Consider the following 23,753-nt stretch of genomic DNA (forward strand, 5'->3'; position numbering starts at 1 on the left):
CTCTTTCCTCAGCCTGGCGGCTAGGCCGCCAGGCGCGCGATCCGCTGCAACCGTCGCAGCGTCGCGTCGTCCTGCAGCGCCTGCTGGAACAGCGATATCTCCTGGTCGATGCGCTCGCAAAGTGCCGTGGTGTTGCCCTTGAGCAAGCCGCGCGTCTGCAGCAAGGCCGCAACCGGCTTTTTGGCCAATTGTCTTGCCCGGCCGAGCGTCGCCTCCTCGACGCTGCCTTCCGGGACGATCTCGGCGACGAGGCCGAGCGCCCTTGCGTCTTCGGCACGAAGCGTGTCGCCGAGGCAGAAGAAGCGGAAAGCACCGGCATAGCCGAGCTTCTGCGGCGCCAGGATGCTGGTCGCCGCGTCCGGCACCAGGCCGAAATCGACGAACGGCACCCGGAACGTGCTTTTTTCCGACGCGATCACCATGTCGCAATGGAACAGGATGGTGCAACCGACGCCGACGGCATCGCCGTCGACACAGGCCAGGATGGGCTTCGGAAACGTCGCCAGCATGCGGAACATGTCGGTGACGGCGGCGATGAGCTTTTGATGCTTGGTGGCATCCAGGAATTCGGAAAAGTCGCCGCCAAGGCAGAAGCAGCCCGCCAGGCCGCGCAGCACGACGACCCGCACCTCATCGTTCTCGGCGGCTTCGTGGAACGTCCTGGCAAGGCTCTCATAGGCCCTCCTGTCGAGCACCGGCCGGCCGTCATTCGACGACACAGTGACGATCAGAGCGTGATTGCGCAGTTCAGGCTGCGGGTGCGCGTTCATGATGCCCTCCTTTGGCCGAACATGTCGGGATATCCCCTGGCCAGAACGGGTGCATGATGATTGCGGCGCGACCGCACCACGTCCAGCGTGTGTTCGTTGAAGGTGAGCAGCGTCGCCACGACCTGCTGGTTGCCATAGGTGCGCTGATAGCCGAGCGGCGTCGCCAGGAAGTGCAGTTGCAATGCGCGCAGAACCCACATCGGCTCGAACTCGATGATCACTTTGTCGACGCCGCGCTTCAGACCCCACTCGACGAAACCGGCTATCAACTCCGTGCCAACGGTCGAGACGCCGCGCCGGCCATCGCGAAAACCCGGAGCCACCGCATAGCGGGTCAGTTCCCAGATGTTGGGACCCGCCGGTGGCGTTCCTTCGGAGAGATCGGTCAACACCTCGGTCAGCAGATGCGGCCGCGTGGTCGGCAACATCCTCTGATAGCCCGCGACTTCATTGCCCCTGATGACGATCTGATGCACCGCCTCTTCATGATCGAACTGGTCGACCTCAAATCCGTCGGGGCGCCGCAGGTCCTCCCATCCCATTTCCTCGACGAATATCTGGTAGCGCAGCCGATGGACGGCCTCCCAGAGGTCGGGGCGTTCCATCAATTCCTTGGTCGAAAGACAAAAAAGCATTCCGTAGTCTCCTGTGTTTCAGGGGAAGATACGGCCGTGCTTCGATGCGAAAATTGCGTGATCACGTAGGCGAGAAGTTCTAGGCCTGCACGGCCGACCTAGCTAATGTAGCCGCGCCTTATCGCCTCGGCGACTGCCTGCACCCGGTTGACGGCACCGAGTTTGCTTTTGGCGTTAAGAAGATGTTTCTCCGACGTGTGTTCGGAGATGCCGAGGATTTGCGAAATCTCCCATTCGGACTTGCCGACGGCGGCCCATTGCAGGCACTCGCGCTCGCGCGGCGTCAATTCGATATGGTCGATTATCTTGCCGGCCATGGTGTGGAGTTGCATGGCGCGGCCGACCGCATAGGTCGAGACCAGCGAGACGAGGCCGAACTCGGCCGCCGACAGTTCCACGGCCTCGCCTCCCAGGGACACCATGACGATTTCACCGTCGAGCGTGATCAGAGGGAAGGCGAGCCCGTCACGCAGCTTGAAGGCACCGGCGTCGCCCATCACTTCGCCACTGCTCTTGTCGATGCGAAGGCCCTGGGCGGCTTCCCGCCACTGGAACGGCGCCTGCAGCTGCTTCATGTGACTGACGACGGGATCGTGATCGACATAGTTGCGCGCCACATAACGCTCCAGCCATTCGACCGGCCAGTCGCAAAGCAGCACATGCTGCTTTTGCTGACCTGTCGGCGTGCCCGGCTTCGGAACGGTTCCGGCCATCAGCGCGGTCAGGCCGAACTCCGCTGTTACGCCCAACAGTTTCTCGCAGACCGCGGCCGCCGTCGCGGCGTGCTGCAGTTGGTCTATGTATTCCAGCGTCCGATCGAACTGACTCATCGCAACATCAACCCCATGTTGCCTCATGCATTAAAGCCCATGGTCCGCGCCTTGCCGGCACTTTGCCACTGACCACGGATTGCAAAGCGCCCGCTTCCGGTTGTGGTTCTCGACCCTGGTACCCCACCAGGGCAGCCACCGCTGTTTGCAAACCCAGCGAACCATATCCTGAAATCGAAGCGTTGAAATCAAAAAGCATTGTGCCTGTACCATTTTCGTACCAAAACCGGCACGAGCACGGTGCGGGGAGTTCTATCGTGGCGTTCCAATGGAGGTTCCAGGTCCTGGCAGTGGCGCTCATTGCGGCGCTGGCTTGGTTTCCCGGAGCGCGCGCGGAGCCCCAGGTACCGGTGCTGTGGGACGCCAAGGAGCGGCTGCCCAAGCCGGACCTTTCGGCACTGCCGCGGCTGCGGTTCCTGACGACCACGGATTTTCCACCCTTCAATTTCCTCGACGGCGCGGGAAAGCTGTCGGGGTTCCATATCGATCTGGCGCGCGCCATCTGCGCGGAGCTCGGCATCGTCGACAAGTGCCAGATCCAGGCGCTGCCCTGGGCGGAGCTCCAAGGCGCGCTCGAGAAAGGCGAAGGCGAAGCGATCATCGCCGGCATTGCAGCAACGCCGCAGTCGCGCCAGACATACGCCTTCTCGCGCGCCTACCTGCAATTCCCGGCGCGCTTCATCATGCCGAAGAACAAGGCGCTGGCGGAACCGATCTTCGACAAATTGCACGGCAAGCGCGTCGGGGTGATATCAGGCTCGGCGCATGAACGCATGCTGCGCGACTATTTCAGCACGGTCCAGGTCGTTCCCTTCGACAAACCGGAAGCCCTCTACGGCGATCTCAAGGCCGGGAAGATCGACGCGGCCTTCGGCGATGGCATGCGCTTCGCTTTCTGGCTCGGCGGCTCCGACGCGGCCGGCTGCTGCCGCTTTGCCGGCGGCCCCTACCTGGCGCCCGAATATCTGGGCACCGGCATGGCGATCGCCACGAGAGCGGACAATCCGGCACTGGCCGCGGCCCTCGACTACGCGCTGCAGGAGATTTCGATGAAAGGCACGTTCGCCGAATTCTACCTGCGCTATTTCCCGGTCAGCTTTTTCTGATCCGGCCCGGTCAGCTTTTTCTGATCCGGGCGTAACGCTCGCCTTCAGGTGAGCGTGCGAAGCCGCGCCTTGGCCGCACGGCCGATGGCCGCCACGGTCAACGTGTCGAGATCGAGCTGGCGGCGGATCAACTGCAGCACCCGCACTTCCTCCATGCGCATTTCGAGATCGACGGCGGCCACTTCGAAAGCCGCCGCATAGGCGGTGTCGCGCAATCGCTCCGGCAGCGCTTCGGCAACCTGGGTGAGGACACCCTCCAGGCCATCCTTTTCATGCAACAGCTTCTGACAAGCCTGAGCCACGGCAACCAGCCGGTCCTGCTTGAAATCCTCGAACACCGGCCACGAGCGGACAACCTCGCCTATCCTGGCCAGTTCGACATCGGTCATTTCACGGTCGGAGGCCGATGTGATGACCATCAGATAGATCAGGGCTTCGTGCGGGGTGGGCGACGGCATTCCTTTACTCCTTGAACGGGCTCCGAAGGTAGGAAGGGGAGCCTGAGGCCGCAAGGAAAAAGCGCCCCACGCGTTGACGCTCCGGCCATGCGCGCCTAGAGACCGGTTGAAAATCGACACTTGCAGCCCGAGCGGCGAATAATTTTGGAAAACAGGACCATGGCGGGATCAAACATCATCGATCTCAATCCCGAACTGCTGGCGGCTGCGGCCGAGAGCAAGGCGTGGCCGTTCGAGGAAGCCAAAAAGATCATCGAACGCTACAAGGGCACCGACTTTCCCGAAACGATCCTGTTCGAGACCGGCTATGGACCGTCGGGCCTGCCGCATATCGGCACGTTCGGCGAAGTGGCGCGCACCTCCATGGTGCGCCATGCGTTCCGCGTGCTGACGCAGGACAAGGTCGCCACCAAGCTGCTGTGTTTTTCGGACGACATGGACGGCATGCGCAAGATACCCGACAGCGTGCCGGATCGCGCAGCGCTCGAGCCGTATCTGCACAAGCCGCTGTCATCGGTGCCCAACCCTTTCGGCGGCGACTATGCGAGCTTCGCCGACCACAACAATGCCATGCTCTGCCGCTTCCTCGACACGTTCGGCTTCGACTACGAATTCGCCAGCGCGACGCAGTATTACAAGTCAGGCCGCTTCGATGCGATGCTTTTGCGCGCCGCCGAACGCTACGACCAGATCATGGCGGTCATGCTGCCGACGCTTGGGCCGGAGCGGCAGGCGACCTACAGCCCCTTCCTGCCGATTTCGCCGAAGAGCGGGCGCGTGCTTTACGTTCCCATGAAGCATGTCGACGCCAAGGCCGGCACCATCACCTTCGACGATGAAGGCACCGAGACGACGCTTGTCATCACCGGCGGCCGGGTGAAGCTGCAGTGGAAGCCGGATTTCGGCATGCGCTGGGCGGCCCTCGGCGTCGATTTCGAGATGTTCGGCAAGGACCACCAGACCAATGCGGTGGTCTATGACCGCATCTGCAACATACTGGGCGGGCGGGCGCCGGAGCATTTCGTCTACGAGCTGTTCCTCGACGAGAACGGCCAGAAGATCTCCAAGTCGAAGGGCAATGGCCTGACCATCGACGAATGGCTGACCTATGCGCCGACCGAGAGCCTGGGGCTCTATATGTACCAGCGGCCCAGGCAGGCGAAGAAGCTCTATTTCGACGTCATCCCCCGGGCGGTCGACGAATACTACACTTTCCTCGCGGCCTATCCCCGCCAAGAGTGGAAGGAGCGGCTGGGCAACCCGGTCTGGCATATGCATGACGGCAATCCGCCCGCCATCGACATGCCGGTGCCGTTCTCGCTGCTGCTCAACCTGGTCAGCGCCTCCAATGCACAGAACAAGGATGTGCTGTGGGGCTTCATCTCGCGCCACGTGCAGGGCGTGACGCCCGCCACCCATCCCGAACTCGACCGGCTGACGGGCTATGCGATCCGCTATTTCGACGATTTCGTGAAGCCGACGAAAACCTTTCGCCCGGCCGACGAGGTCGAGCGCGAAGCGCTGGTGGCTCTCGAAAAGGCGCTTGCCGACTTGCCGGCGGACGCCGGCGGCGAGGCGATCCAGAACGCCTCGCTCAACGTGGCGCGCAAGATCGAACGCTACCAGGATCATTCCAAGCAGAGCCCGGAAGGCGGCCCCGGCGTTTCAGGCGCCTTCTTCCAGATGATCTATCAGGTGCTGATCGGCCAGGAACGCGGCCCACGCTTCGGATCCTTCGCCGCCCTCTACGGCGTCACCGAGACCCGCTCGCTCATTCAGAAGGCGTTGGCTGGTCAGCTGGCTTGAGAACGCCGCCATCCTCTTCCAGGATCGAACCCGGCGCCTGAGGCGCCGGGGCGGTGGCGGCCGGCGCAGCCGAGATACCAGCGAGGTTCGGCGCCGCTCCGAAAATGCCTTTCTTCGCACTTTGTGCCTTGTCGCCGGCTTCCACATAGGGCCCGCCCTTGGCGGCCCGCGCCCAGCCGTTTTCGACCAGCCATTGACCGACATCCTGCTTGCCGATCCGGCACTCCGCCGCGATCAGGTCGCGACCACCTTCCGGCGGCACCAGGCAGACCACGGCGCGGCCGCGCAGGAAGGAACGGAATGCCGTGCGGGCACGGACGCCGCACGGCCAGGATTTGCCATCGGTGGTGCAGGTCTCGTCCTGCCCGACGACATCGATGCCGGTAATGGCGACCGAATAGCCTTTCGCCTCGATCAGGCCGGCGGCCGGGGCGACCGGCTGGAACAGCTTTGTGCCGTGCCAGTCGTCGGGCATCTTCGGCTTGGGCGGCACGGCGAGCGCCAACTTGCTCAACGGCTCGCGCGGCTCGACCCGCTCGAGCTCTCCTGCGGGCATTTCCGGCGGCGCGACGACATCCGGATCGATCGCCCGCGAATGCACCCCCGGCTTTGGCGGCTGCGGAGCGGGTATGGCGGAGGTGGCAGGTTCTTCCGGCACCGTCCCGGTGTCAGCCTGCGGGAGCGTATCGGCGCCGGGATCGATCTGATCCACCGCAACAGTGCTTTCGCTGCCCTTCAGCGTGCGTCCGCCGACAACGACCAGCGCCGCCATCACCGGAACCATCAGAACCGCCATGACAAGATGAGGAAGTCGCACCCGTTGCACCTATTGGCTTGCCCAGACGATCCGCGCCACCCATTCGACCTCGCGCATGGGGATGTCGCGATCCGGATGCTCCGGATTGAGCGAGACCAGCGCGATCGACTTGACGGTCTGGCGCTCGAGCACCTTGGCCATCACCTCACCTGACGTCGTCTTGACGACGACGCGATCGCCTTTGCGCGTGGCGGCGCCCGGCTCGACGATGAGGACGTCGCCATTGCGGTAGAGCGGCAGCATGGAATCGCCCTGCACCTGCAGCGCATAGGAACTTTCGGTCGATTGCGCCGGCAATTCGACGAGATCCCAGCCCTGCCCCGCCGGAAAGCCGGCATCGTCGAAGAAGCCGCCGGCGCCTGCCTGGGCAAAGCCGAGCAACGGCACGGCGCGCCGGCTGACGGGCGATGCGCCCCGGCCTTCGATCAGTCCCGTGAATTCGTCCAGCGAAGCGCCCGTCGCCTCGATGATCTTGGCCAGCGATTCGGTCGAAGGCCAGCGCGGCCGGCCGTCCGAGGACAGGCGTTTCGATTTGTTGAAGGCGGTTGAATCAAGTCCCGCGCGCCTTGCCAGACCCGACGCCGAAAGCGAATAGCGCTCGGCAAGAGCATCGATGGCAGCCCAGACGCGGTCGTGCGAGAGCATGACGTGCTCTCCTTCGAAACAGGAAAAAATGCCTCTTCCTTCTAGTCTTCGAGCGCGGGTTTGTCCACCGGCCGCGCACCCGAGGCGCACATTCTTGTCCGCCGGGGAAAGGCCGATTGCCAAGATTAATCGCCCGCCTTTGCCAGGCCGCGCAGGCCCTGGTGCGACGTCATGAAAATGCGTTCCGCCTCTGTCGGTGGACGCGGGTTCACCGCCCGGCCAAGTGCGGCGACAACCTCGTCAATGTCGAGGAAGCGGCGCGCCTTTCGCTCATAGACCCCGGCCGTCGTCAGGGTCAGCGCGGCCGTCTCGCCATTGTCGAGGACGAAACGGTGTTTGCCGATGACCTGGGTGCCTTCCCAGGTCTCGATAGAGGACACCACTTCGAAGCGCCGCCACAGCCGGATCTCACGGGCGTAGACCGCCTGCAGCCCACCCATCATCGGCGCCCAGCCGTTCTTGCGCGCCAGCGTGATGAGGCCGGCGCGGACAAACAGGTCGATGCGGCCAAGGTCGGCCAGCATCATGTAGCGCGCATTGTTGAGATGGACGTTGAAATCGATGTCGGTCGGCAGGCAGCGAAAGGCCAGCCGGCCTTCACCACCCATCACATAGGGGCCACGGCTGCGCGCCGTGGCCAGCATGCGCGCCATGCGCGCCCAGACATACATGACGCGATATCAGGCTGCCTGCTTCACGTCGCCCTTGGCATAGGGATCGAAGCGTTCGTAGAAGGTCTCGCCTTTCTCGGCCATGTCGAGGAGCAGCTTGGGCGTCTTGAACTCGGCGCCATACTTCTTCTGCAGGCCCTTGGCGATCTTGACGAACCGCTTGGCGCCGATCCCGTCGATATAAGACAGCGCACCACCGGTATAGGGCGCGAAGCCGAAGGCCAGGATCGAGCCGACATCGGCCTCGCGCGGGTCGGTCACGATACCCTCTTCCATCACGCGCGCCGCTTCCAGCGCGACGGTGACCAGCAGGCGCTGCTGCAGTTCCTCATAGTCGACCTTCTCCGCATCAAGCTGCGGATAGAGGTCCTTCAAGCCCGGCCACAGCTTCTTCTTGGCGGGCTTGGCCGGATAGTCGTAAAAACCCTTGCCGTTCTTGCGGCCGAAACGGCCGTGGTCGTCGACCATGGTGTTGATCAGCGCCATCTGCCGGGGGTCGACGGCCTTGTCGCCGAGATCCCTGATGGTCTGCTTCATGATCTTCTGGGCGAGGTCGATGGCCGTCTCATCGGTCAGCGCCAAGGGACCGACCGGCATGCCGGCGGCCTTCGCCGCATTCTCGATCATCGGCGCGGGCACGCCCTCGATCAGCATCTTGTAGGCTTCCGACATGTAACGCAGCACGCAGCGGTTGACGTAGAAGCCGCGCGTGTCGTTGACGACGATCGGCGTCTTCTTGATGGCGCGCACGAAGTCGATCGCCGTGGCCAGCGCCTTGTCGCCGGTCTTCTTGCCCAGGATGATCTCGACCAGCATCATCTTGTCGACCGGCGAGAAGAAGTGGATGCCGATGAAATTCTTCGGCCGCGCCGAATTCTTGGCGAGGCCGGTGATCGGAATGGTCGAGGTGTTGGAGGCGAAGATCGCCGACGACTTCAGCACGGCCTCGGCCTGTTCGGTGGCGTTCTTCTTGACAGCGGAATCCTCGAACACCGCTTCGACGACGAGGTCGCAGCCGGCGAGGTCGGCATAGTCTGCCGTCGGCGTGATCAGCGACAGGAGCTTGTCCTTCTCGTCGGGCTTGGCGCGGCCCTTCTTGACCTGATCAGAGACCAGGCTGTCGGAATGCGCCTTGCCCTTCTGCGCCGAGTCCATATCCCGATCGAGCAGCACCACAGGAATACCGGCCTTGGCGGTGACATAGGCAATGCCCGCGCCCATGAAGCCGGCGCCGAGGATGCCGATCTTCTTGAACTTGGTGTCCGGCACGCCGGCCGGGCGGCGCGCGCCCTTGTTCAGCTCCTGCAGCGACACGAACAGCGAACGGATCATCGCCGCCGCTTCCTTGGTTTGCATGATCTCGGTGAAATAGCGCTGCTCGATCCTGAGCGCGGTGTCGAAGGGCACCAGGAGGCCCTCATAGACACATTTGAGGATCGCCGCGGCGGCCGGGTAATTGCCATGGGTCTCGCGGCGCAGGATGGCGATGGCCGGCGGCCACAGATTGGCACCGGCGGCAGAATAAACCGGCCCGCCGGGCAGCTTGAAACCCTTCTCGTCCCACGGCGCCACCGGCTTGAGGCCGTTCCTGATCATCGTCTTCGCGGTCTCGACCAGCTTCGCCGGTTCGGCGATCTCATGGATCAGGCCCATCGCCTTCGCCTTTTGCGGCGACAGCGTCTGGCCGGAGGTCAGCATCTGCAACGCCTGTTGCTGGTCGGTCAGCCGCGGCACGCGCTGGGTGCCGCCGGCACCGGGGAAGATGCCGATCTTCACCTCGGGGAGCGCCATCCTGACCTTGTCGGAGTCGGCGGCGACACGGCCATGGCAGGCCAGCGACATTTCGAAAGCGCCGCCCATGCAGGTGCCGTTGATCGCCGAGACCCATGGCTTGCCGCAGGTTTCCAGCTTGCGGAACAGGCCGGTCATGATGCCGGCATTGTCGAACAGCGCCTTGGTCGCCTTCTCGACATCCTTGACCCTGTCCGCGGCGAAGCTGGTCAGCATCTTCTGCAGCAAGGTGATGTCGGCGCCGCCGGAGAAGCTGTCCTTGCCGGAAGTGATCACCGCGCCCTTGATGGCGGCATCGCCAGCCACCTTGTCGACGATGGCGTTCAACTCGCGCATCACCTCTTCGGTAAAGACGTTCATCGAGCGGTCAGGGCTGTTCCAGGTGACCAGCACGATGCCGTCGGCGTCGGTGTCGAGGGTGAAATTGGTGTAGCTCATCGTTCTCTCCCCGTCAGACGCGTTCGATGATGGTTGCGGTGCCCATGCCGGCACCGATGCAGAGCGTTACCAGCGCGGTGTTCAAGTCGCGGCGCTCGAGTTCGTCCAGCACCGTGCCGAAGATCATCGCACCGGTCGCGCCGAGCGGATGGCCCATGGCGATGGCGCCGCCATTGACGTTGATCTTGTCGTGCGGGATCTCGAAAGCCTGCATGTAGCGCAATACGACCGAGGCGAAGGCCTCGTTGAGCTCGAACAGGTCGATATCCGACAGCTTCATCTTGGCGCGCTTCAACAGCTTCTCGGTGACGTCGACCGGGCCGGTCAGCATCAGCACCGGCTCGGAGCCGATGTTAGCGAAAGTGCGGATGCGCGCGCGCGGCTTGAGGCCCATGGCCTTGCCGGCCTTTTTCGAGCCGAGCAGGACGGCGGCGGCGCCATCGACGATGCCGGACGAGTTGCCGGCGTGGTGGACGTGGTTGACCTCCTCGACCTCGGGATGCTTCTGCACCGCCACCGCATCGAAACCGCCCATTTCACCAGGCATTACGAAGGACGGGTTGAGCGAGGCGAGCGACTGCATGTCGGTCGACGGCCGCATGTGCTCGTCATGGTCGAGAATGGTGAGACCGTTCTGGTCCTTGATCGGGATGACCGAGTTCTTGAAGCGACCATCGGCCCAGGATTTCGCGGCGCGCTTCTGGCTCTCGACCGCGTAGGCGTCGACGTCGTCGCGCGAGAAGCCGTATTTGGTGGCGATCAGGTCGGCCGAAATGCCTTGCGGCACGAACCAGCCGGGCAGGCCGACCGAGGGGTCCATGAACCAGGCGCCGCCGGACATGCCCATGCCGACGCGCGACATCGATTCGACGCCGCCGGCGATGACGATTTCATCGGCGCCCTGCGCGATCTTGGCGGCGCCGAAATTGATGGCGTCGAGGCCGGAGGCGCAGAAGCGCGAGATCTGCATGCCGGGCGCCTTGGTGTCGTAGCCGGCCTCGAAGGCGGCGGCGCGCGGAATGACGGAGCCCGCCTCGCCGACCGGGTCGACGCAGCCGAAGATGATGTCGTCGACCGTGCCGGTGTTCAGCCCATTGCGGTCGCGCAGTGCCTCGAGCGTCCTGGCGGCGAGCCGCACCGCCGGCACCTCGTGCAGCGATCCGTCCTTCTTGCCCTTGCCGCGCGGCGTGCGCACGGTGTCATAGACATAAGCTTCGGCCATTTTCATGCTCCTTGGGTTCGCTGAAGAGAGCTGCTCAGAGCGAGCGTCCGATCAGCAATTTCATGATCTCGTTGGTGCCGCCGTAGATGCGCTGGACGCGAGCGTCGCGGAACATGCGGGCGATCGGATATTCATTCATGTAGCCATAGCCGCCGTGCAATTGAAGGCATTCGTCGACGACTTTGCCCTGCAGGTCGGAGAGCCAGTACTTGGCCATCGAGGCCGTGACCGGATCGAGGCCGCCATTGATGTGACGGGTGACGCAGTCATTGTAGAAGACGCGGCCGATGGTGGCCTCGGTCTTCAGCTCGGCCAATTTGAACTGGGTGTTCTGGAAGTCGATGATCGCCTTGCCGAAGGCCTTGCGCTCCTTGACGTAGTCGATGGTTAGCGCCAGCGCCCGCTCGATCATGGCGATGGCCCCAGTGCCGATCTGCAGCCGCTCCTGCGGCAATTGCTGCATGAGCTGGACGAAGCCCTGTCCCTCCTCATGGCCGAGCAGGTTGGCGGTCGGCACGCGCACATCGTTGAAGAACAGTTCCGAGGTGTCGTTGGCCTTCAGCCCGATCTTGTCGAGGTTGCGGCCGCGCTGGAAGCCTTCGACCTCGTCGGTCTCGACGACCATCAGCGAAGTGCCCTTGGCGCCCTTCTCCGGATCGGTCTTGGTGACGACGATGATGAAGTTGGCGAGCTGGCCGTTGGTGATGAAGGTCTTCGAGCCGTTGATCTTGTACTGGTTGCCGTCCTTCTCGGCGCGGGTCTTGACGCCCTGCAGGTCGGAGCCGGCGCCAGGCTCGGTCATGGCAATGGCGCCGATCAGTTCGCCGGTGGCGAGCCTGGGCAGCCATTTCTTCTTCTGCTCCTCCGAACCGTAATGGAGGATGTAGGGAGCGACGATCGAGTTGTGCAGGCCGATGCCGAAGCCGTCGACGCCGACATGCCCGATCGCCTCGATGATGGCGCTCTCATGGGCGAAGGTGCCGCCCGAGCCGCCATACTCCTCCGGCATCGAAGCACAGAGCAGGCCGGCGGAACCTGCCTTCAGCCAGCTCTCGCGGTCGACCATCTCGTTCTTCTCGAACTCGTCGTAGCGCGGTGCGATCTCCTCCGACATGAAGCGGGTCGCCATGTCGTAGAGCATGCCGACCTCGTCGGCCGCCCAGGCGGGCTTTGGCAAGGAGAGCACTTCGGCGGGATTTGTCGCCACGATTTCCTCCGCGTATCGACAGGCAGAAAGGCTAGCCGGGCCGAGTTTAGAACGCTTCCGCCGGCAGGGCCATCAGAGTATCGGCGCCGCTCGAAATGCGGGCGAGGTGCGCTGACGTCTCAGGCATGATCCGCTCCATGAAGAAGCGCGCCGTCACCACCTTGTTGTCGTAGAAAGACTGGGTGCCGTTGGCGCCGGTCTTGCCGAGTGCGGCCTTGGCCATCTGCGCCCACATGTAGCCCAGCGCCACAAGGCCGAAGAGATGCATGTAGTCGGTCGAGGCGGCACCGGCATTGTCGGGCTTGGCCATGCCGTTCTGCAGCAGCCACATGGTCGCCGCCTGCAAATCGTTGAGGCCCTTCTTCAGACCCTTGGTGAAGGGCACCATCTTCTCGTCGGAGCGATTTTCCTCGCAGAATTCGCCGACCTCCTTGAAGAAGGCCTGTATGGCGCGGCCGCCATTCAAGCCGAGCTTGCGGCCGACGAGGTCGAGCGCCTGGATGCCGTTGGCGCCTTCGTAGATCATGGCGATGCGGGCATCGCGCACGAACTGGCTCATGCCGTGTTCTTCGATATAGCCGTGGCCGCCGAACACCTGCTGCGCCATGACGGCGTGGTCGAAGCCCTTGTCGGTCAGCACGCCCTTGACCACCGGCGTCATCAGGCCGGTGTAGTCGTCGGCCGCCTGACGATCCTTGTCGTCGGCGGAGCGGTGCGCGATGTCGGACTTGATCGCAGTCCACAGCGCCAGTGCGCGACCGGCCTCGTTATAGGCCTTCATGGTCATCAGCGAGCGGCGGATGTCGGGATGAACGATGATCGGATCGGCCTTCTTGTCCGGCGCCTTCGGGCCTGACAGCGAGCGGCCCTGCAAACGGTCCTTGGCGTAGGCGACGGCGTTCTGGTAGGCGATCTCCGACAGTGAAAGGCCCTGCAGACCAACGCCGAGACGGGCCTCGTTCATCATCGTGAACATCGCCTTGAGGCCGCCATTGGCCTCGCCCAGCAGCGTGCCTTCGGCCTCGTCATAGTTCATGACGCAGGTCGAATTGCCGTGGATGCCCATCTTCTCCTCGATGGAACCGCAGGAAACGGTGTTTCTTGTCCCCGGATTGCCCGAGGCGTCGAGCTTGAGCTTCGGTACGATGAACAGCGAGATACCCTTGACGCCCTCCGGTGCGCCTTCGATGCGGGCCAGCACCAGATGGATGATGTTGTCCGACATGTCGTGCTCACCGGCCGAGATGAAGATCTTCTGGCCTGAAATCTTGTAGGTGCCATCGCCGTTCGGCACCGCCTTGGTGCGCAGCAGGCCAAGATCGGTGCCGCAATGCGGCTCAGTCAGGTTCATTGTGCCGGTCCAGGTGCCCTCGACCATCCTGGGCAGCCACGTCGCCTTCTGCTCGTCGGTGCCATGGGTGATGATGGCGGCGATCGCGCCCTGGGTCAGACCGGGATACATCATCAGCGACATGTTGGCCGACACCATGTATTCGGCCACCGCCGTGTGCACGGCATAGGGCAGGCCCTGGCCGCCGAACTCGACGGGGCGGCCAGACCCATCCAGCCGCCTTCGCGATACTGGTCGAACGCTTCCTTGAAGCCCTTGGGCGTGGTCACCGAGCCGTCGTCATGGCGCACGCAGCCTTCCATGTCGCCGACACGGTTGAGCGGATGCATGACGTTCTCGGCGAGCTTGGCCCCTTCGGCGAGAATTGCCTCCAGCACGTCGGGCGTAGCGTCGGCGAATCCGGGAAGGTTCGAATAGCGCTGATAGCCCAGCACTTCGTTGAGCACGAACAGCGTGTCCTGGACCGGGGCCCTGTAGATCGGCATGCTTTTCCTCCACCATGCGGATTAGGCCCCGAAATCAAGCCGTGCGCGGCAAGCGGGCCAATGTCGAAGCCGCAATAGCAAATATTGACGTTTGCGTAAACGTCAATATTTTCGATGCGACAAGATTTCCGCCGCCAGGCGCGCGCCTAGCGTTGCGGCATTGCGCAAGCCAGGGTGAAACAGCAGGCCAAAGATAGCGAAAAGCCGCGCGGCATGGCCACGCGGCTTTGATGGTGAAGGGCCGACAGGTCGGCTTGAGCAGACCGGCTTAGCTGGCGACGCTCGCCTGCGGCGCCGAACGCTCGGCCAACATCTGGCGTACCGCCGACATCGAGCCGCTGAGCTCATTGATGGCGTCGTCGATCAGTGCCCGCTGCTTCTGCAGGCGAGCGAGCTGCTTCTCCGACTTGTCCAGCGCCAGGCGCAACTGCTTGGTGTTGGAACCGGTCGGATCGTAGAGGTCCATCATCTGCTTGACGTCGCGCAGTGAGAACCCGACCTTGCGGCCGAGCAGGATCAGCTTCAGCCTGGCCTTGTCGCGGCGCGTATAGAGACGGGTCGAACCGTCGCGCTGCGGGTTGAGCAGGCCCTTGTCCTCGTAGAAACGCAGCGTGCGCAGCGTCACGCCGTACTTTTTGGCCATTTCGCCGATGCGGGAGAGATCCTCGCCGGCTTCGACGGATGCATTATTGGTATTGGCCGCGGTCTCGCCGGCCGAGATAAGCTTCATGGTCACTGGCTTCCCCGTCTGGTGGCGTCGCGGTCCTGGACCATGCGTCGCCTGACTGGAAGCGGGGGCGTGCTTCCGGCCGTGGTTTCGACAAACAAATCGCAAAACAGCACAGTTGGTGCGCCATTTACGTTTACGTCAATTCTATACCGATAGCCGCCTCATGACGCAAGGGCGTTCTGAGAAGGGTGCTTTATGCCGCACCGGAAGTCGCGACTGCCAACTTCCTTGCAACTTCTTAAGCTTGGTTAACGCGTTGTTTACCACGTTGGGCGAAATGTGCGCGTGTCGGCTACCCGTGGTTATCCTGTATCGAATTTTCACGGTTTTTCGGAGCGCGGGTGAAACCCGGGAAGCTTGTCTTCCACCGTGGCATGGAAGCGCGGTCGCCTCGTTCCGGCAGGGACTTGGGGAGCTGGTCGCAAGCCGGCCAATCTGAAAGACGGACGCACCGATGAACAGCAAGCGGTCCTACCTCGATACACTCAATGCCGGCAGGCAGCGCAAGCCGCAGACAACGCTCGAGCAGCTGAACCGCTCGCTGGAGACGCTGGAACAGCGCCTGGGGCAGACGCGTGACGACGCGACGGCAAGGCCCGCACCTCGCCAATATGGCGCAGACCCGCGTTACCCAGCCGCCGATCCGCGTTATCCCGCCGCACAGCCGACAGCCCAGCAGCGCTGGTATGAGGATCCGCAGCCGGCACCGCGTGCGCAGAACCCGGCGCCCTCGCCTGCCTTCGACCAGAATTATCAGGCGATCGCGCGCGACATCGACCGCGTGCGCGGCCAGGAAGACAGCGTCGCCATGGTCGGCAAGATCGCCGGCGAGCTGCGCGGCATGCGCGAGGAACTGCGCCACCAGGTGACTTCAGGGCTGCAGCGCGAATTCGACGCGCTGCGCAAGGACATCGACCGCGCCTTCCAGGCGAACGCCAAGCCCGGCGCGACAGGCAAGGGCAGCGCCGAACTCGGCGTGGAATTCGAGCGGCTGTCCGGCGCCATCAAATCGCTGTCGGAGAATAGTGACGACAGGAGTGTCAACCTGCTGCGACTGGAGCTCGAGCAGGTCAAGGCCGCGCTCGACACGCTGGCGCGCGAGGAGAGCGTGCAGAAGGTCGACCGCCGCTGGGACGACTTCGACCGCCGCTGGACAGCTTTCGAGGACCGCGTCGACGCCGACCAGCGCAAGCGCTCCGACGATCCCGCCCTCGCGGCGCTGACCGACCGGCTGGAGCAGATCAGCAACGCCGTCAACAACCTGCCGGAATCGCTGTCGCTGCGTTCGCTGGAGGAAAAGGTCCGCACGCTGGCCGGCGCGGTCGACCATTTCGCCAGCCAGCAGGACAATCGCGGCGGCGGCACGCTGGCCATGATCGACGAGCGGCTGGACGAGATTTCCCGCGCCATCGTGGCCTCGACAGTCGCCGCACAGGCGAATTCAATCGACCACGAAGCCTTCGAGCGCATCGAAAAGCGGATCGACTCGCTCGCCCAGCAGATCGAGGAAGTGGCGCAGGACCGTCCCGGCAATGTCGTGATCGACCGGCTGAACACGCTGTCGAGCCGGGTCGACGACCTTGCCGGCCGCGCCAACCTGCCCGAGCAGGCGATGGAACGGCTCGCCAAGCAGATCGCGCTGATCGCCGACAAGATCGATCAGGCGCCGGCGATGCCCGACGCCGACTATATCTTCCACGGGCTGGAGCAGCGCTTCGACGTGCTGTCCGGCATGATGGAGCGTCGCCAGGGCGACGCCATCGAACAGGGCAACATGCTGTTTCGCGATCTCGAGCGCCGCCTGGACGAGGTTGCCGACCGGCTGGACCAGCGCAGCATGCCGCAGGTCGACAGCGCTGGCATCATGGACGCCATCGATGCCCGCTTCACCGCGCTGGCCAAGCGCATGGAAACGCGCGCTCCCGATCCCGCCGGCGAGGCGGCGATCCGCGGGCTGGAAAGCAGGCTCGAGGATATCTCAAGCCGGCTGGACGCCTCGGCGGCCCAGGTGGCCGGCATCGATCCGGCGCTGATCCGCAGCCTGGAGGCGCAGGTCGCCGGCCTGTCGGCGCATCTTTCCAAGCCCAGCACGCCGCTGCCGGACTTCGAGGACATCAGCCCGCGCCTCAACGAAATCGAGAAAGCGCTGGCCGGGACTCGCGATTCCATCCTCGGCGCCGCACGCGAGGCGGCCGAGAACGCGGTGCGCTCGCTGGCCGGAACGAGCACCAATACGGCTGCGGTTTCCGGCCTCGCCCAGGATCTGAAGACGCTGGAGACACTGACGCGGCGTTCCGACGAACGCAATTCACGTACCTTCGAGGCCATTCACGATACACTGCTCAAGATCGTCGACAGGCTGGGTTCGCTGGAAACCAGCGACCCGTCCGAAGCGGTAAGCGAACTCCTGGATGCGGCTGCGACCGAACCGGCCGGCTGGCGTGGCGCACGGCGGTCCAAGATGGCGGTGAACGCACCGTCGATGACCATGGACGAGCCGCTGACCGGCGACATGGCCGATCTGGACGCGCGTACCGCGGCGATATTGCGCGCCGAGCCTGCCTCATCAGGCGAGCCGGCACTGCAGGTCGAATCGGGCTTTTCTGCCCGGCCGGGGGCGCGCTCGCCCGCGGAAGCCGCCGCCGCCGCCGCGATGGCCGCACTCGGTTCCGACGCCACCACCGGAAAAGACCGGCCGGCTGGCCGCAAGTCGATGTTCGGCGGGCTGGCGCGCGCCTTCAAGGGCAGGAAGGCGGCCGATGTTCCGCCGCAGGCCGGCCCGACGCCGAGCGCCGATATCCCGAGTGTCGATCTCGACGAGCCGCTCGACCCGAAAGTCGCCAACCGCCCGCTGGAGCCCGGCTCCGGCGCGCCCGACCTCAGTGCCATCATGAAGCGCGTGCGCGACGAGCGGGGACAACCGGCAAAGCCCGGCGACAGCGACGCGGCGAAATCGGATTTCATCGCCGCTGCCCGGCGCGCGGCTCAGGCGGCCGCGGCCGAAGCCGACGCCCTGAAGCGTCAGTCGACGATGAAAGGCCCGGTCAAGGCGCTCAGGATAGGCGACTTGCTCAAGGCGCGGCGCAAGCCGATCCTGATGGCGGCGGCAGCGATCATGCTGGCGCTTGCCGGCCTGCAGCTCGGCAAGGCGTTTCTTTCGGATCCCGCCCAGGTGGCAGACAACGAGGCGGCCCCGATCGTCGCCGCGCAGCCGGTGAAGACGGCATCTCTCGATACCGCTAGCCAGCCGAAGACCGAGGTCCAGCCGGCGGCGACGGACAGCGCGCCGGCCCCTACCGTCAGGCAGGCGGAACAATCCGCGCCGGCAAGCAAGGACGACATGGCGGCGCAGACCATCATGGCCATGCCGTCGGATACGGACGCGATGCCCGCGCCTACCGCCGAGCCCGTTCCAGCACCCGTCGCGCCGGCCATGGCTCCCGACGCGATGGCTTCGGCCTCGCCGGCGCCTGTTGCTCCGATGACCGCTGCTCCTACCTTAACGGATCCGGCACCAGCCGCCGTCACCAGCGGTACGCAGGCGACGGATGCCGATGCCCAACCTACATCAGCCGCGCCAACGGCAGCCGCCGAGGCAACGGCCAACGACACGACCGGCACCGTTGCGCCCATGGACAAGCCGGCGACGACAGCCGCGACCAAGTTCGACATCCCGGCCGAAGCCGGCCCCGTTGCTTTGCGTGACGCCGCCGCCGGTGGCGACGCCAAGGCACTGTTCGAGGTCGGCTCGCGCTACGCCGAGTCGCGCGGCGTCAAGGAAGACATGCCGGCGGCCGCCAAATGGTACGAGAAATCGGCGGAACTCGGCTTCGCGCCGGCAGAATACCGCATCGGCAATTTCTACGAGAAGGGCATCGGCGTCGTACGCGACATCAAGAAGTCGAAGACCTGGTACCAGCTCGCCGCCGCGCAGGGCAACGCCAGCGCCATGCACAATCTGGCGGTGCTGTTCGCCATGGCCGCTGACGGCGTGACCGACAATGAATCGGCAGCGCACTGGTTCCAGGAGGCCGCCGACCTCGGCGTCAAGGACAGCCAGTTCAATCTCGGCATCCTCGCCGCCAAGGGCGTCGGCATGAAGCAGAACCTGGAAGAGTCCTACAAATGGTTCGCGCTTGTCGCCAAGACCGGCGACAAGGATGCCGCGGCCAAGCGCGACGAGATCGCCAATGCGCTGCGGCCCGAGCAGCTCGAGCGGGCGCGCGCCGCGACAGAATTGTGGAAGGCCAAGCCGCTCAACGCGGCGGCCAATTCGGTGGACATTCCCGAATCCTGGCAGGAGGGCACGCCGCAGACGACCGCCGGCATCGATATGAAGAAGGCGGTCAAGAACATCCAGCTCATCCTCAACAAGAACGGCTATGACGCCGGCGGCGCCGACGGCGTGATGGGTGAGAAAACCAAGAACGCGATCATCGCTTTCCAGACCGCCAACAAGCTGCCGGCGACCGGCGCGGTCGACGAGAAACTGGTCAAGGCATTGCTGGCGCGCAAATAACGGCAGAAGCGTCGTTTCCACGACGCCCTTGCCATACATTTGCCTGTTAACTGATTGAGTTGTTTTTTGTTTCGGCGCGGTGGCGGGGTTTGACCCCGCTGCCGCGTCGGCGCAAGAGAAAATTGGCTTTTCGATGCGATACTGCCCGCAACGGCTTTATTCGCCGACAGGCAAACTGATCGAGACTGACGGGTGGGCATCTATCTCCCGATCGCGGAAATTTCCGTCAACGTCTTCGTGCTGCTGGCCATGGGCGCCGCGGTGGGCTTCCTGTCGGGCATGTTCGGGGTGGGCGGCGGCTTTCTCATCACGCCGCTCTTGATCTTCTACAACATCCCGCCGGCGATCGCGGTCGCCACCGGCGCCAACCAGGTCATCGCTTCTTCCGTCTCCGGCGTCCTTTCGCACATGAAGCGAGGCACGCTCGACTTCAAGCTCGGCGGCGTGCTGCTCGCCGGGGGTATCGTCGGTTCCACCGCCGGCATCTACGTGTTCGGCTTCCTGCGCAGGCTCGGCCAGCTCGACCTGTTCATCTCGCTGCTTTACGTCGTGCTGCTCGGCACCGTCGGCGGGCTGATGCTGGTCGAGAGCATCAACGCGCTGCGCGCCACGCGCAGCGGTGCGGCACCTGTGCTGAAGAAATCCGGCCAGCACAACTGGATCCACCGCTTGCCGCTGAAGATGCGCTTCCGCGCGTCGAAACTGTTCGTCAGCGTCATTCCGGTGCTCGGGCTTGGCGCCGGCATCGGCTTCCTGTCGTCGATCATGGGCGTCGGCGGCGGCTTCATCATGGTGCCGGCGCTGATCTATCTCTTGAAAGTGCCGACCAATGTCGTCATCGGCACCTCGCTGTTCCAGATCATCTTCACGTCCGCCTACACGACGCTGGTCCACGCCACCACCAACCAGACCGTCGATGTGATGCTGGCCTTCCTTTTGATGGCCGGCGGCGTGGCCGGGGCGCAGTATGGCGCCAAGGCCGGCCAGCGGCTGCGCGGCGAGCAATTGAGAGCCCTGCTGGCACTGCTGGTGCTGGCGGTGGCGATCCGGCTCGCGACCGATCTGTTCGTCACGCCGCCCAACCTTTATTCGTTGTCCGGCTTGGGCCTCAACTGATGAAAGGCATGAAGGCGCTCGCAACCGTCGCTCTCCTGTCCCTGACCGCCGCGCCGGCGAAGGCGCAGACGCCATTGACGGAAGGCATCCAGATCGGCCTCTCCACCGACGCGGTGTCGATCACCGCCGGTTTTTCCGGCGCCGACCTGACCATTTTCGGTTCGCTGGAGAATCCCGACCCACTGGTGGCACGCCAGGGCCGCTACGACGTCATCGTCGTGCTCGAAGGGCCACCCAAACCGGTGGTGGTGCGCCGCAAGGACCGGGTGCTGGGCGTCTGGATCAATCTGGATTCCGAGACCTTCGAGAATGTGCCGGTGTCCTATTCGGTGGCGACGACGCGGCCGCTGCAGGACATCACCGAACCCAACAGCTACAAGCAATTGTCGCTCGGCGCCTCCAATCTCTATATGCAGCCCGCCGATGCCGGTGACAGCCCGGCAACGATCGAGGAATTCACGGCGGCACTGCGGGAGCGCAAGGCCGCCGCCGGCCTCTACAGCGAGAATGTCGGTGGCGTGCAATTCCTGTCGCAGAACCTGTTTCGCGCCACGGTCAGGCTGGCACCGAATGTGCCGGTCGGCACCCACAAGGCGCGTGCCTTCCTGTTCAAGAGCGGCCTGTTCATCAAGGAGAGTTCGGCGCAGCTCGAAATCCGCAAATCGGGCTTCGAACAATCGATCTTCCGCGTCGCCCACGACTATTCGTTCCTCTACGGCGTGTTCGCCATATCGCTGGCCATGGTAACAGGCTGGCTCGGCCGGCTGGTGTTCCGCAAAGATTGATGCTCGGGGAAAAGAGGGGTTCCCCTTTTCCCCACCATGCGATAAACCGCCGCCTCCCAGCCCAAGGGCAAACACGCACATACCATTCGCAAGAGCGGTCCGGCCTTCCGGATGACAGCGCGATGCGTCGCCGCTGTTTTGCCGCGACGAAACAATGACAGGAGGCTGCAATGCATCAGGCATTCGGCGGCATCGACTTCGGCACGTCCAATTCCACGGTGGGCGTGATCCGGAACGGCAGGGCGCGGCTGGTCCCGCTGGAGGGCGAACAGCCCACCTTGCCAAGTGCCGTGTTCTTCAACTTCGAGGACGGCCACACCTATTTCGGTCGTCGCGCGATCGGCGATTATACCGACAGCATCGAGGGCCGCCTGATGCGCTCGCTGAAGAGTGTGCTCGGCAGTTCGCTCGCCCACGAGAAGACGCGTATCAAGGCGCGCCAGATCGGCTTCATCGACATTATCGGCCTGTTCATCGGTCATCTGAAGACGCGGCTGGAAGAGGACGCCGGCAGCGTGGTGGAAAGCGTGGTACTCGGCCGCCCGGTGCAATTCGTCGATGACGATGCGCAAGCCGACGCGAAGGCGCAAGGCGAGCTCGAGAAGGCTGCCCGTGCCCAGGGTTTCAAGCACATCGCTTTCCAGTTCGAGCCGATCGCGGCGGCGCTCGACTACGAGCAGAAGGTGAGGCGCGAGGAACTGGCGCTGATCATCGACATGGGCGGCGGCACGTCCGACTTCTCGATCGTGCGGGTCTCGCCGGAGCGCTCGCGATCGACCGACCGCAAGGACGACATCCTGGCCAGCCGCGGCATCCATATCGGCGGCACCGATTTCGACCGGTTGCTGAGTATCGCCCATGTCATGCCGCAGCTCGGCTACCTCTCCGCGACCAAGGACGGCAAGCGCAATCTGCCGGCCAGCTACTTCATCGATCTCGCCACATGGCAGCGTATCAACCTGGTCTACACCGCCAAGGCGATGACGCATTTGCGCCAGATCCGCTATGAGGCCGTGCGCGCCGACCTGGTCGACCGCTTCATCCATATCGTCGAGCACCGCTACGGGCACGCTCTGGCGGCGCTGGTCGAAAGAGCCAAGATAGAACTGACCGACAATTCATCCGCCGAGGTGGCGGTGAGGCTGCCGGACGCCGCGTTCGCCGCGGGGATCACGCGCGACGGGCTGGAGGCCACGATCGCCCGGGATATCGAGCGGGTCACCGAAACGGTGGCGCAGACCATCCGCGACGCGCAGGTGAAGCCGTCCGACATCACCGCGGTGTTCCTGACCGGCGGATCGACGGCGATCCCGCTGGCAAGGCGGGAAATCCTGTCGCTGGTGCCGCAGGCTTCCGTCATGGAAGGCGATATGTTCGGCTCGGTCGGGCTTGGCCTGGCGCTCGATGCGCAGCGGAAGTTCGGCTGATGCTACGCTGACGCGTTCATCTCGGCAGCCAGATGCGCCTTCAGTGCCATCTGGGCCAGGCTTGCCTGGCGGTCGCGATGGGTGATCATGGCGAAGTCGCGCTTCGGCAATTCGATCGGCACGGCTCTCAGGCTCCCCTCGGCGACCGCGTGCCCGACGACCAGCTCCGAAATGATGGTCGCGCCGGCGCCTGCTTCGACGGCCTGGCGAACCGCCTCGTTGCTGGGCAGCACCAGGAATATCTGCAGGTCGGCAAGTGAAATCCCCTCGCGCCGCGCCAGATCCTCCAGCACCTCGCGCGTGCCGGACCCGCCTTCGCGGATGATCCAGCGCAGGCCCGTGATGTCGGGGCGGCCCGGCGTGATTTCGGCGATCCGCGGATGGGAGCTGGCAACGACCAGCATCAACCGGTCGGTATCGACCTTGGCGCGGCGCAATATGTCGGATTCGGTGCGCCCTTCGACCAGGCCGAGATCGGCGGTTCCATCAAGCACGCTGGCCTCGACCTGTCTTGTGTTGCCGATGGTGACGCTAAGCCTGACGGCCGGATAGGCCTCGTGAAAGGAGGCCAGCCGGCGCGGCAGCCAGTAGCTGGCGATGGTCAGGCTGGCGGCGATCGAGAGGCTGCCGGCGACCGTCTGCGAAACATGTTCCAGCACGTTGCGGGCGGCGGCGGCCTGCTCGAGCACGGCCTTGGCCTCGGGCAGGAACCGGTGGCCGGTCTGGGCCAGCTCTATGTTGCGGCCGACGCGGTTGAACAGATGGACACCGTGCTGGTCTTCCAGCGCGCGAATGGCCGCCGACGCGGCCGACTGGGAAATGCCGAGAAGCTCGGCTGCCTTGGTCATGTGGCCGCGCTCTGCGACGGCGACGAAAATGCGCAACTGGTCCAGGGTCATACCTGCATTAAGAACCAATATCGATCGAATTTACAAGAACAACTG

The 23,753-nt window shown here is 64.2% G+C and carries 18 protein-coding genes and 1 pseudogene; 6 read left to right on the top strand and 13 right to left on the bottom strand.

Annotated features, from left to right (window positions below; translation table 11 throughout):
- Positions 1-20: 20 nt before the first annotated feature.
- The 3 genes from EJ077_RS26050 to EJ077_RS26060 all read right to left on the bottom strand — a co-directional run bounded on the left by EJ077_RS26050 (position 21) and on the right by EJ077_RS26060 (position 2,235).
- Positions 21-770, bottom strand: a complete 750-nt coding sequence (locus EJ077_RS26050; RefSeq protein ID WP_208697404.1) for an enoyl-CoA hydratase-related protein — start codon at positions 768-770, stop codon at positions 21-23.
- Positions 767-1,405, bottom strand: a complete 639-nt coding sequence (locus EJ077_RS26055) for an acyl-homoserine-lactone synthase (RefSeq protein WP_208697405.1) — start codon at positions 1,403-1,405, stop codon at positions 767-769. Before EJ077_RS26055 ends, EJ077_RS26050 begins: the two co-directional genes overlap by 4 nt.
- A 98-nt stretch (positions 1,406-1,503) precedes the next feature.
- The gene (locus tag EJ077_RS26060) at positions 1,504-2,235 is read right to left on the bottom strand and encodes a helix-turn-helix transcriptional regulator (protein WP_208697406.1); all 732 of its coding nucleotides are present in this window, start codon (positions 2,233-2,235) and stop codon (positions 1,504-1,506) included.
- Between the two features lie 257 nt (positions 2,236-2,492).
- Here EJ077_RS26060 and EJ077_RS26065 point away from each other — a divergent pair, with 257 nt between their 5' ends.
- On the top strand, positions 2,493-3,341 hold the full coding sequence (locus tag EJ077_RS26065; RefSeq protein ID WP_208697407.1) for a transporter substrate-binding domain-containing protein: 849 nt from the start codon (positions 2,493-2,495) through the stop codon (positions 3,339-3,341).
- Positions 3,342-3,385: 44 nt separating this feature from the next.
- On the opposite strand, the gene EJ077_RS26070 is transcribed toward EJ077_RS26065, so the two are convergent.
- A complete protein-coding gene (locus EJ077_RS26070) occupies positions 3,386-3,799 on the bottom strand; it encodes a tellurite resistance TerB family protein (protein ID WP_208697408.1) in 414 nt (137 codons plus the stop codon).
- 159 nt (positions 3,800-3,958) lie between these two features.
- Here EJ077_RS26070 and EJ077_RS26075 point away from each other — a divergent pair, with 159 nt between their 5' ends.
- Positions 3,959-5,605, top strand: coding sequence for a lysine--tRNA ligase (locus EJ077_RS26075; protein WP_208697409.1), 1,647 nt, complete (start codon positions 3,959-3,961; stop codon positions 5,603-5,605).
- Here the strand turns inward: EJ077_RS26075 and EJ077_RS26080 are convergent.
- The 8 genes and pseudogenes from EJ077_RS26080 to EJ077_RS26115 form a co-directional block, all read right to left on the bottom strand.
- Positions 5,571-6,422 (bottom strand): thermonuclease family protein, encoded by an 852-nt coding sequence (locus EJ077_RS26080; protein ID WP_367142346.1) that lies wholly within the window; start codon positions 6,420-6,422, stop codon positions 5,571-5,573. The two genes, EJ077_RS26075 and EJ077_RS26080, sit on opposite strands and share 35 nt — an antisense overlap.
- A gap of 9 nt (positions 6,423-6,431) precedes the next feature.
- Complete coding sequence (locus EJ077_RS26085; RefSeq protein WP_208697411.1) at positions 6,432-7,067, bottom strand: S24 family peptidase; 636 nt, start codon at positions 7,065-7,067, stop codon at positions 6,432-6,434.
- A gap of 125 nt (positions 7,068-7,192) precedes the next feature.
- Positions 7,193-7,738: a thioesterase family protein gene (locus tag EJ077_RS26090; protein ID WP_208697413.1), complete on the bottom strand. Its 546-nt coding sequence runs from the start codon at positions 7,736-7,738 to the stop codon at positions 7,193-7,195.
- 9 nt (positions 7,739-7,747) lie between these two features.
- Positions 7,748-9,967: a 3-hydroxyacyl-CoA dehydrogenase NAD-binding domain-containing protein gene (locus tag EJ077_RS26095; protein ID WP_208697415.1), complete on the bottom strand. Its 2,220-nt coding sequence runs from the start codon at positions 9,965-9,967 to the stop codon at positions 7,748-7,750.
- Between the two features lie 13 nt (positions 9,968-9,980).
- The gene (locus tag EJ077_RS26100) at positions 9,981-11,189 is read right to left on the bottom strand and encodes an acetyl-CoA C-acetyltransferase (RefSeq protein WP_208697416.1); all 1,209 of its coding nucleotides are present in this window, start codon (positions 11,187-11,189) and stop codon (positions 9,981-9,983) included.
- Positions 11,190-11,223: 34 nt separating this feature from the next.
- Positions 11,224-12,396, bottom strand: a complete 1,173-nt coding sequence (locus EJ077_RS26105; RefSeq protein ID WP_208697418.1) for an acyl-CoA dehydrogenase family protein — start codon at positions 12,394-12,396, stop codon at positions 11,224-11,226.
- A 46-nt stretch (positions 12,397-12,442) separates the two neighbouring features.
- Positions 12,443-14,232 (bottom strand): annotated as a pseudogene (locus EJ077_RS26110) (acyl-CoA dehydrogenase).
- Between the two features lie 268 nt (positions 14,233-14,500).
- Complete coding sequence (locus EJ077_RS26115; protein WP_127279760.1) at positions 14,501-14,962, bottom strand: MerR family transcriptional regulator; 462 nt, start codon at positions 14,960-14,962, stop codon at positions 14,501-14,503.
- Positions 14,963-15,416: 454 nt separating this feature from the next.
- Here EJ077_RS26115 and EJ077_RS26120 point away from each other — a divergent pair, with 454 nt between their 5' ends.
- The 4 genes from EJ077_RS26120 to EJ077_RS26135 all read left to right on the top strand — a co-directional run bounded on the left by EJ077_RS26120 (position 15,417) and on the right by EJ077_RS26135 (position 22,809).
- The gene (locus EJ077_RS26120) at positions 15,417-19,481 is read left to right on the top strand and encodes a peptidoglycan-binding protein (protein WP_208697420.1); all 4,065 of its coding nucleotides are present in this window, start codon (positions 15,417-15,419) and stop codon (positions 19,479-19,481) included.
- 192 nt (positions 19,482-19,673) lie between these two features.
- Positions 19,674-20,597: a sulfite exporter TauE/SafE family protein gene (locus tag EJ077_RS26125; RefSeq protein ID WP_208697421.1), complete on the top strand. Its 924-nt coding sequence runs from the start codon at positions 19,674-19,676 to the stop codon at positions 20,595-20,597.
- Positions 20,597-21,382: a TIGR02186 family protein gene (locus EJ077_RS26130; RefSeq protein WP_208697423.1), complete on the top strand. Its 786-nt coding sequence runs from the start codon at positions 20,597-20,599 to the stop codon at positions 21,380-21,382. The genes EJ077_RS26125 and EJ077_RS26130 overlap by 1 nt, the downstream gene beginning before the upstream one ends.
- 170 nt (positions 21,383-21,552) lie before the next feature.
- The gene (locus tag EJ077_RS26135; RefSeq protein WP_208697425.1) at positions 21,553-22,809 is read left to right on the top strand and encodes an Hsp70 family protein; all 1,257 of its coding nucleotides are present in this window, start codon (positions 21,553-21,555) and stop codon (positions 22,807-22,809) included.
- Positions 22,810-22,811: 2 nt separating this feature from the next.
- On the opposite strand, the gene EJ077_RS26140 is transcribed toward EJ077_RS26135, so the two are convergent.
- The gene (locus EJ077_RS26140; protein WP_208697427.1) at positions 22,812-23,708 is read right to left on the bottom strand and encodes a LysR family transcriptional regulator; all 897 of its coding nucleotides are present in this window, start codon (positions 23,706-23,708) and stop codon (positions 22,812-22,814) included.
- Between the last annotated feature and the right edge of the window lie 45 nt (positions 23,709-23,753).

It is taken from the genome of Mesorhizobium sp. M8A.F.Ca.ET.057.01.1.1, from assembly GCF_003952565.1.
Lineage (GTDB): Bacteria > Pseudomonadota > Alphaproteobacteria > Rhizobiales > Rhizobiaceae > Mesorhizobium.

Coding starts and splice junctions, on each gene's coding strand:
- EJ077_RS26100 (WP_208697416.1), bottom strand. CDS start 11,189: ATGGCCGAAGCTTATGTCTATGACACCGTGCGCACGCCGCGCGGCAAG.
- EJ077_RS26140 (WP_208697427.1), bottom strand. CDS start 23,708: ATGACCCTGGACCAGTTGCGCATTTTCGTCGCCGTCGCAGAGCGCGGC.
- EJ077_RS26135 (WP_208697425.1), top strand. CDS start 21,553: ATGCATCAGGCATTCGGCGGCATCGACTTCGGCACGTCCAATTCCACG.
- EJ077_RS26085 (WP_208697411.1), bottom strand. CDS start 7,067: ATGCTCTCGCACGACCGCGTCTGGGCTGCCATCGATGCTCTTGCCGAG.
- EJ077_RS26090 (WP_208697413.1), bottom strand. CDS start 7,738: ATGTATGTCTGGGCGCGCATGGCGCGCATGCTGGCCACGGCGCGCAGC.
- EJ077_RS26115 (WP_127279760.1), bottom strand. CDS start 14,962: ATGAAGCTTATCTCGGCCGGCGAGACCGCGGCCAATACCAATAATGCA.
- EJ077_RS26060 (WP_208697406.1), bottom strand. CDS start 2,235: ATGAGTCAGTTCGATCGGACGCTGGAATACATAGACCAACTGCAGCAC.
- EJ077_RS26130 (WP_208697423.1), top strand. CDS start 20,597: ATGAAAGGCATGAAGGCGCTCGCAACCGTCGCTCTCCTGTCCCTGACC.
- EJ077_RS26050 (WP_208697404.1), bottom strand. CDS start 770: ATGAACGCGCACCCGCAGCCTGAACTGCGCAATCACGCTCTGATCGTC.
- EJ077_RS26075 (WP_208697409.1), top strand. CDS start 3,959: ATGGCGGGATCAAACATCATCGATCTCAATCCCGAACTGCTGGCGGCT.
- EJ077_RS26095 (WP_208697415.1), bottom strand. CDS start 9,967: ATGAGCTACACCAATTTCACCCTCGACACCGACGCCGACGGCATCGTG.
- EJ077_RS26120 (WP_208697420.1), top strand. CDS start 15,417: ATGAACAGCAAGCGGTCCTACCTCGATACACTCAATGCCGGCAGGCAG.
- EJ077_RS26070 (WP_208697408.1), bottom strand. CDS start 3,799: ATGCCGTCGCCCACCCCGCACGAAGCCCTGATCTATCTGATGGTCATC.
- EJ077_RS26055 (WP_208697405.1), bottom strand. CDS start 1,405: ATGCTTTTTTGTCTTTCGACCAAGGAATTGATGGAACGCCCCGACCTC.